General features: G+C 48.0%; 4 protein-coding genes and 1 pseudogene. 2 read left to right on the top strand and 3 right to left on the bottom strand.

Annotated features, from left to right (window positions below; all coding sequences use genetic code 11):
• Positions 1-412 precede the first annotated feature (412 nt).
• Both R2Q26_RS14920 and R2Q26_RS14915 read right to left on the bottom strand, forming a co-directional pair.
• Complete coding sequence (locus tag R2Q26_RS14920) at positions 413-3,253, bottom strand: AMP-binding protein (protein WP_317537016.1); 2,841 nt, start codon at positions 3,251-3,253, stop codon at positions 413-415.
• A 232-nt stretch (positions 3,254-3,485) separates the two neighbouring features.
• Positions 3,486-3,785 (bottom strand): DUF1540 domain-containing protein, encoded by a 300-nt coding sequence (locus R2Q26_RS14915; protein WP_317537015.1) that lies wholly within the window; start codon positions 3,783-3,785, stop codon positions 3,486-3,488.
• A 634-nt stretch (positions 3,786-4,419) separates the two neighbouring features.
• On the opposite strand from R2Q26_RS14915, the gene R2Q26_RS14910 reads away from it, so the two are divergent.
• Positions 4,420-4,977 carry a cytochrome c gene (locus R2Q26_RS14910; RefSeq protein ID WP_317537014.1) on the top strand — a complete coding sequence of 186 codons (558 nt, stop codon included), beginning with the start codon at positions 4,420-4,422 and terminating at the stop codon, positions 4,975-4,977.
• A 71-nt stretch (positions 4,978-5,048) separates the two neighbouring features.
• Here R2Q26_RS14910 and glgX read toward each other — a convergent pair whose 3' ends face one another.
• Positions 5,049-7,148: a glycogen debranching protein GlgX gene (gene glgX / locus R2Q26_RS14905; RefSeq protein ID WP_317537013.1), complete on the bottom strand. Its 2,100-nt coding sequence runs from the start codon at positions 7,146-7,148 to the stop codon at positions 5,049-5,051.
• A 212-nt stretch (positions 7,149-7,360) separates the two neighbouring features.
• Between glgX and R2Q26_RS14900 the strand changes: the two are divergent.
• Positions 7,361-7,700: pseudogene (locus R2Q26_RS14900) on the top strand (transposase); the annotation flags it as partial.

Raw genomic sequence — 7,700 nt, 5'->3', positions numbered from 1 at the left:
TCTGCAGCAACTACTTGGTTCTGCTTACCTGCAGCGCAGGCCAAGATGATTCTGGCTCTCTCAACCATCCTGCGCTCGGCACTATGGCTTCGCACGATTTTCTCCAGACGGTCTCTTTGTTCTTCTGTAAGAGTGATTTTTATCGCTTTTCTAGGCATAATGCCTAGTATAAATCAAATAATATATGCTATTAATGCAATTAAACACTAGTTCAGCATCTGCTCCAGTTTCATACAAAAAAGCTCATCATATGAGCTCAGTTCTTACTTCTTTATCTTCATCAAATTCACCAGAAAATAGGGGGTTAGCAGCTTCTATTCTGGCAAATTCAATAACTGCTAAATACTTGCGAACGTCAATATTTATGCCAATTATGAAGGTTTGTTAGGGATGACTGATTAATCCGCCAGCATTAATGGAAATTTTCACTTGATGGCTTTGATCTACTGGCAGTGATAATATCAGGTTCGTTCAGCTCTGCCAGTATCTGACGGCGTGCTGCTTCTTGTAGTCGCAATGCTGCCTGCCAGTCATTTCCTGCTGCATGCAAGGGTGCACCAATCAGTACTTTCAACTCACTGCGGCGTGGCAGCCATTGTCCAGCGCATAGCATGGTGCGAGTGCCGATCAGGGAGACCGGTAGTACGGGGATATCAGTGTGTGCAGCAGTCAGAAACGCTCCCAATCTGAACGGCATCAGCCCGGCTTCGCGCCGAAATGTGCCTTCTGGAAAAAAAACTATGGATTCACCTGCGCGCGCCCGCTCCTCCAGCTTACGTACATCCTCCACACCGCGTGCGTCATCGAAACGTTCAACAAATGCGCCGCCCAGTCGGCGCAATGGGATAGCGGCTGCCGGATTGCGTAGTAATTCTTGCTTGGCTACGTAGGCAAATCTAGCAGGCAGTACTGCAGTAAGCAAGAGTGCATCCAGGTAGCTGGCGTGATTGGCTACCACAATCATGGGTATCTTGTTATCGAGATGCTGCAAGCCTTCTACCCGCAGCCTCAGGCCGGTTAGCGTAACAGCCAGGCGCGCACTTGCCCGAGCGATGAGCCGACGCAGAGTCAGTCCGGGTACCAACACGATCAGCAGCCATGCGAAGGGTACGATAGCAACAAAAACTGCCCAAGCCCACACCCCCCATACCCATTCAGCACCACGGCGCAACAAACGCATAGCCCGCGCCCTAGCTGCGGCACCTCCAAGGCGTATCATTTGCCACCATGGTGGCCGTAGGGTGCTGCTGATCGAGCCTTGTTCATAAAGCTCGCGGCATGCAGTACGGCGAATTTTGCCACTGGAGGTTTTCAGCACCGTGCGCGGCGGCACCAGCACGATATCATCTGCTGGCGCCCCTACCAAGTCTACGGCGAGATTGTTGATTTCGGTCACTATCCGCTCTCGCTCCTTAGCACTGCTTTCGCGTGTTTCTGCAAGTATTACCAGGCGTTCCGTACCAGCGTACGTATTGCTGGCTGGAAAAACTGCTACCCCACCTTTGTGTATGCCACGTACTTTACTTACCGCTTCCTCCAGTTCCTGCGGGTAAATGTTGTGCCCACCACGAATGATGATATCCTTCTCGCGTCCAGTGAGATACAGTTCGCCAGCCGCAATGTAACCCATATCGCCGCTATTAAGCCATTGTCCGTCGAGCAGGCGTGCTGTCGCTTCGGGATTGCGGAAATAACCACTGCTGGTCGCTGATGGTCCGCAGAATTGCACGCGCCCCTGAGTACGTTCTGGCAGTACCTGCCCCTCAGCATCGACAATGCGTATCTGATGACCAGGTAATGGTAGGCCGCAGGAAACGATGTGCAGCGCAGAGCGGTCATCAGCCTGCACACAACGCGCGATACCCGAGCGTGTGAGCGCAGCGCGATCCACATGGTCAACCAGCGGCCCACGTTCTGCTGGAGGGAAAGCCAGTCCTACAGACGATTCTGCCAGACCATAAACAGGCGTCATGGCGGTACGGCTGAAACCATAGCGAGCAAAGCGTGCAACAAAATGATCTATCGTATTCATGCTGATTGGCTCAGCTCCGTTGTAGGCCAGACGCCAGCAACTAAGATTCAGACCACTCAGCTCACGATCATCAAGCTTGTTGGCGCATAACTCAAAGGCAAAATTAGGAGCTGCTGAAACTGTGGCAGAATGCCGGTTAATCGTCCATAACCAGCATGCCGGCCGGGCAAGGAAGCTGAGCGGTGAGAGCAGCACCAGTCGGAATCCGACATATAGGCTACCCATGCAGGCGGCGATCAGCCCCATATCGTGATAGAGCGGCAGCCATGAGACGAAAGTATCTGCGGCAGTAATGCCTGAAACAAGCGTCATCGCTCGCAAGTTGGCGAGCAGGTTGGCATGGGTTAGTACCACTCCTTTGGGGTTGCCGGTACTGCCAGAAGTGTATTGCAGTAGCGCAATACTCTGTGGTTCTAACTTCGGAGAAGGGGGGTATGCCCCACGGATAGACAAATCTGTGACGGTTGTGACCATGCGAAGTAATTCGCATTGCGCGCGCAGCAAGTGTCCCAGTGGTTTGGCTTGCTCAACCGTGATAAGAATGCTGGCTTGAGCATTAGCGATGATGCCGGCGATACGCCGCATGTGATCCTCGATTTGCGAAGGACGCCCCGGCGGGTACAGCGGTACCGGTACGCAGCCAGCATAGAGCACGCCATAAAAAGCTGCGAAGAATCCACGCCCAGTGGGCAACATGATTGCTATCTTTTCGCCAGGGCCTAGCCCAAGCTGTTGCAGGCCAGCAGCCAATGCTTTGGCCTCATCCTGCAGCATGCGATAGGTAATGTCTTCGGTATGCTCCTCTTCGTCATAAAGGGTGATATGGACCTGCTCAGGGTGTCTCGCGACACGCCAGTCTAGTATCTCAATCAGCGTAGATGCGGTTTCCGGCGGATGATATACCTGGATTTCTGTAAGCTTTGCTGTTTCAGCTGGAGTAAGTGTTTCGGCAGTAATAGTGCCTGCAATCTGCTTAAGCAAATCACGCGGTGTTTCGGCGTCGATTAGTGCTTTTTCACCAAGTTTTACACCCAGCTTTCGCTCGATGCGGCTTAGCAGCTCCACACGCGCCAGGCTGTCTAGGCCGAAGTCGCGCTCCAACGAATGATCCAACCCAAGATGCTTTGGAGCGGGTGCATGTGGCCGCAGCTCATGGGCAAGGCTACGCACGATGCCAAGCAACCGTTCTGCATTGCTTTGAGAGTCTGTATTGGAAGGCATTTGTTTCTCACTTTTTATTCCACCCCCAGATCTGAAGTGGAGAAAATTGAAGGTTTATTCTGGACTGAATATCCTGCACTAAGTTAGATTACAAGTGCGCATTAACTTCCAACATCTTACCTATCATTGTGCACGGACAACTAGCTAGATATGTCACAGCATACCAATTAGCATTGGATGAGAACTTATCAATGAGACAGGCCGCTGAAATCCTTCTTCTCCGAGGATGGGATCAGCGCATTGCGAATGTGAGGCAGCTAATTTCGTCCGTACTGCGACCAACCTGGATGTTCTCGGTCATGCATTCAAAGTCATCATTGAACTTGCATGCTGCAACTTTGCAAGCTCCAACTCCTGCCGCGCGCATGGCGGCTTTGGTATGGTTCTTGTTGATGAAAAATGTGTCGCAGCTAGGGTGTACACCGTCTCCGATAGTAATGGCACGTGCGTGGCAATTACGCTTGAGATTATATGCGCATTCGATCACGCTACATTCGGAAACAAGAGGGGTTTCGATGGTAATAGTTTTCATCTGAAATTCTCCTATTGTGTGAAAGAAGAAAGTAATGGGGTAAGTGAAAATCTATAAAGAATAGAAATTTCAATGGACTTAATCACCCATTGTGATTACATGGTGCGCTTAGCATAAATCGTTGTCAAGCAAAATTATAAATCGTTGTCAAGAAAAATTATCGTGGAGGTAGAAAATAAGTTTATCACGCTATAAGCCAGACACAATGAATAGAATCAGCAGTTTAACTGTATTTGAGTGGTTATTATCCATAAATTTCAGTACTTCACAGCGTTCTAGAATCTATCTAGAATCTATACACCTAACGCAGAAAAGAACCGATATCTTCGCGTTTTATTTTGTGTGGTAGGGGTTTAGTGTCCGATGTTCTTGTTATGGTGCTGGTGTGTCCCGATGGTCTGCTTTTTATCGATAAAACATTTATAGCATATCTTGGTCTGATTGACATTGTTATTGAAATAGGGTGATAACAATCAGCCGTGCTAGCACGATTAAAAGCAAATCTGACATCGTGCTGTAGCAAATAATATTGATAAAATTTAAATTAATCTGGGTCGCGAAGCTTGAGCCGATGTGATACTTTATTGTTATAGATCATCATGTATCGTTCTGAATAACCATAGGAGGAATGAAAATGAAATTACTTATCATCGTTTCACTGACAGTACTCGTGCTTACATTTATCGCATTAAATTCTGGCGCTTACAACATAGCTGCTACCGATAAACATTGGGCGATCACAGAAAAGCTGATCAGCTGGGTTCGTGATAGCTCGATAAAAGCACGCGCAAAAGAAATGGAAGTTCCAGTACTGGATGATCCCGCTATGGTTGAAAAAGGCTTCAAGCAGTACCATGCCATGTGCACCGAATGTCATTTGTCGCCTGGCAAACAACCTACCGAACTGGCAATTGGTCTTTATCCGCAGGCGCCACTATTTTATGAAAGAGTGCCCGTAACTGATGAGGGAGAGAAATCATCTCTCTCCAAAAAATACTTTTGGGCAATCAAGAATGGCATCAAAATGACTGCTATGCCCGCTTGGGGGCCTACGCATAATGATGAAACTATCTGGGCAATCACTGCTTTTCTTCAAAAACTCCATGGGATGACTACTGAACGATATACCGCACTAGTAGATACGCATCATGATGATCTAATGCACGATCATAACCATGGTCATCATCATTAATGCGGGATAGGTGGGGTGGCATTTGAGGATCAAGGTCATACGACAACTGTAATCAATCACTGGCGATTGACTCAAGATGCATGACGCAGCACTACCACAGAGCGGCCTTCCGCTTTGATCTGGTTTTCTGCTTTAAGTGATTCTTTATTTTCCAGCCAGCCAACATTGGTGTCGAGCTCCTTTATCCAAAGTGTCCCCCAATTAATTCCGGGGAGAGTAAAAATTAACGCTTCATGGTGAGCATTGAAAATTATATAAAAATTGTCGTCTTTTACCGGCTCACCGCGCGGGTAGGGGTTCGGGATCGTCACTCCATTCAAGAAAATGCCAAGGGACTTGGCATATCCTAGGCCCCAATCTTTTTCGGACATCTGCGTACCTTCTAAGGTAAACCAGGCAATGTCCTTTACTTCGCTGCCATGAATGGGCTGACCTTGAAACCAGTGTCTACGACGAAAAACAGGATGGTTTTTGCGATATTCGATGAGTTCCTGACAAAAAGCGAGTAAGTCTTTATCCGCATTTTCCCAATCGTACCAGGAGATCTCATTATCCTGGCAGTAGGCATTATTGTTACCTTGTTGCGTACGGCTGATTTCATCACCTCCAAGCAGCATCGGCACACCCTGCGAAAGGAATAGCGTGACAAGGAAGTTTCGCTTCTGGCGTTTGCGTAACTGAAGTACCTTTGGGTCGTCTGTCTTGCCTTCCACGCCACAATTCCACGAACGATTGTAGTTTTCACCATCACGGTTTTTCTCGCTGTTGGCTTCATTATGCTTTTCATTGTAGGAAACGAGATCATTTAAAGTGAAACCATCATGGGCGGTGACGAAGTTGATGCTGGCATAGGGCAGGCGAGAGGTTTTCTCGTAAAGATCGGAGCTGCCGGTAAAGCGAGAGGCAAACTCCCCGAGCGTTTGGTTCTCACCGCGCCAGAAATCACGTACACAGTCGCGGTATTTCCCATTCCACTCGCTCCATGCCGGGGGGAAGTTACCCACCTGATATCCACCTTCTCCGACATCCCAAGGTTCCGCAATGAGCTTGACCTGACTGATAATCGGATCTTGCTGAATGATATTAAAGAATACGGAAAGGCGGTCCACATCGTGCAGTTCACGTGCTAAAGTGGCAGCCAGATCAAAACGGAATCCATCCACATGCATCTCCAGAATCCAGTAGCGTAGAGAATCCATGATGAGTTGTAGCACGAAGGGATTGCGCATGTTCAGGCTGTTACCGGTGCCAGTGTAATCTTTGTAATAGCGTCGATCGTCACAAAGTCGGTAATAATATGCGTTATCGATTCCCTTGAAAGAGAGCATCGGACCGAGATGATTTCCTTCTGCCGTGTGGTTGTAAACCACATCCAGAATGACCTCAATTCCAGCATAATGCAATGTTTTGACCATTTGTTTGAATTCAGCCACAGCTGCACCGGGGCGTTTTTGGGATGCATATTCACTATGAGGCGCGAAGTAACCAATAGAATTGTACCCCCAATAATTTCGCAAACCTTGCTCTACCAAGTGGTTATCGTGGATGAAGTGATGGATTGGCATGAGTTCGATTGCCGTTATCCCAAGCTGTTTAAAATAATCAATCATTGCTGGGTGGGTTAGAGCGGTGTAAGTGCCTCGTATCTCAGGTGGGATGTCTGGGTGCCGGCTAGTGAGGCCTTTGACATGGGTCTCATAGATGACAGTCTCATGCCAGGGAATTTGCAATCTACGATCCCCACCCCAATCAAAATAGGGCTGATGTACCACGCTGCGCGGCATGAATGAGGCGCTATTGGTGTTACTGCGAACTTCTATACCCTTGCCAAAACGGTATGGAAAAACAGCTTCATTCCATTGGATTTGTCCATTGATTGCCTTAGCGTATGGGTCAAGCAGTAGCTTGGCAGGATTACAAAGCTGACCATGGACAGGATCCCGAGGTCCATGGATGCGAAAACCGTAACGTTGGCCCGGCTCGATGGATGGCAAATAGCCGTGCCAGCAATAACCCGTTACTTCCGGTAGATCAATGCGCTTCTCTTTTCCTTTCTCATCAAAAAGGCACAGTTCGATCCGTTCGGCGGCTTCCGAAAATACTGAGAAGTTCGTTCCAGAGCCATCATAAACGGCTCCCAGAGGATAAGGCTGTCCAGGCCAAACTTTCATATTTTTTCTAAATAGATTGGAGTTTGCTAGTGTGAGTAACTTACAATATTAATCCTAATAGCCTCTTTCGTGCTAGGGCTATAATTTATCTTAGAAGCTGTTTGGAAACTCCTGCTCTAGGGTCTGTTGACGTTTTGAGATAAGTTATTTCATAAATAGAAAGCAAACTCGTAATATTGCGGTTCTCACACCACTAATAAAATGAGTTTGCGATGCCCCGACTGATGCTCACTGATGAGTTCTGGCCGAAGCTAGAGAAGATTCTGCGTCAAGAAGCGATTTATAACAAGCGCAATCTGCACATGACAGTAGAAGGTATGCTATACCGAATGCGGGTTGGTTGTCCGTGGCAAGACTTACCTGAAGTGTTTGGATGCTGGAATTCCATTTATAAGAGATTCTGTGCGGGTAAACACCACAAAGATTCATTTGGCGGTTGATGGTTGTGGTTTACCAGTTGAGTTTGAGATTACTGGTGGAGAAGTGAATGATTGTTCTGTAGCACCGCAGCTGATTGCCAAGTTACCTGATGCACAAGCGATTGTAGCGGAT

Source organism: Nitrosomonas sp. Is37, from assembly GCF_033063275.1.
In the GTDB taxonomy this organism is placed as follows: Bacteria; Pseudomonadota; Gammaproteobacteria; order Burkholderiales; family Nitrosomonadaceae; genus Nitrosomonas.
Note: the sequence above shows the minus strand (reverse complement) of the source record. Positions and strands in the feature narration are given on the sequence as shown.

Excerpts from the sequence above, each read along its gene's own strand:
- R2Q26_RS14915 (WP_317537015.1), bottom strand. The coding sequence starts at position 3,785 with ATGAAAACTATTACCATCGAAACCCCTCTTGTTTCCGAATGTAGCGTG.
- glgX (WP_317537013.1), bottom strand. The coding sequence starts at position 7,148 with ATGAAAGTTTGGCCTGGACAGCCTTATCCTCTGGGAGCCGTTTATGAT.
- R2Q26_RS14910 (WP_317537014.1), top strand. The coding sequence starts at position 4,420 with ATGAAATTACTTATCATCGTTTCACTGACAGTACTCGTGCTTACATTT.
- R2Q26_RS14920 (WP_317537016.1), bottom strand. The coding sequence starts at position 3,253 with ATGCCTTCCAATACAGACTCTCAAAGCAATGCAGAACGGTTGCTTGGC.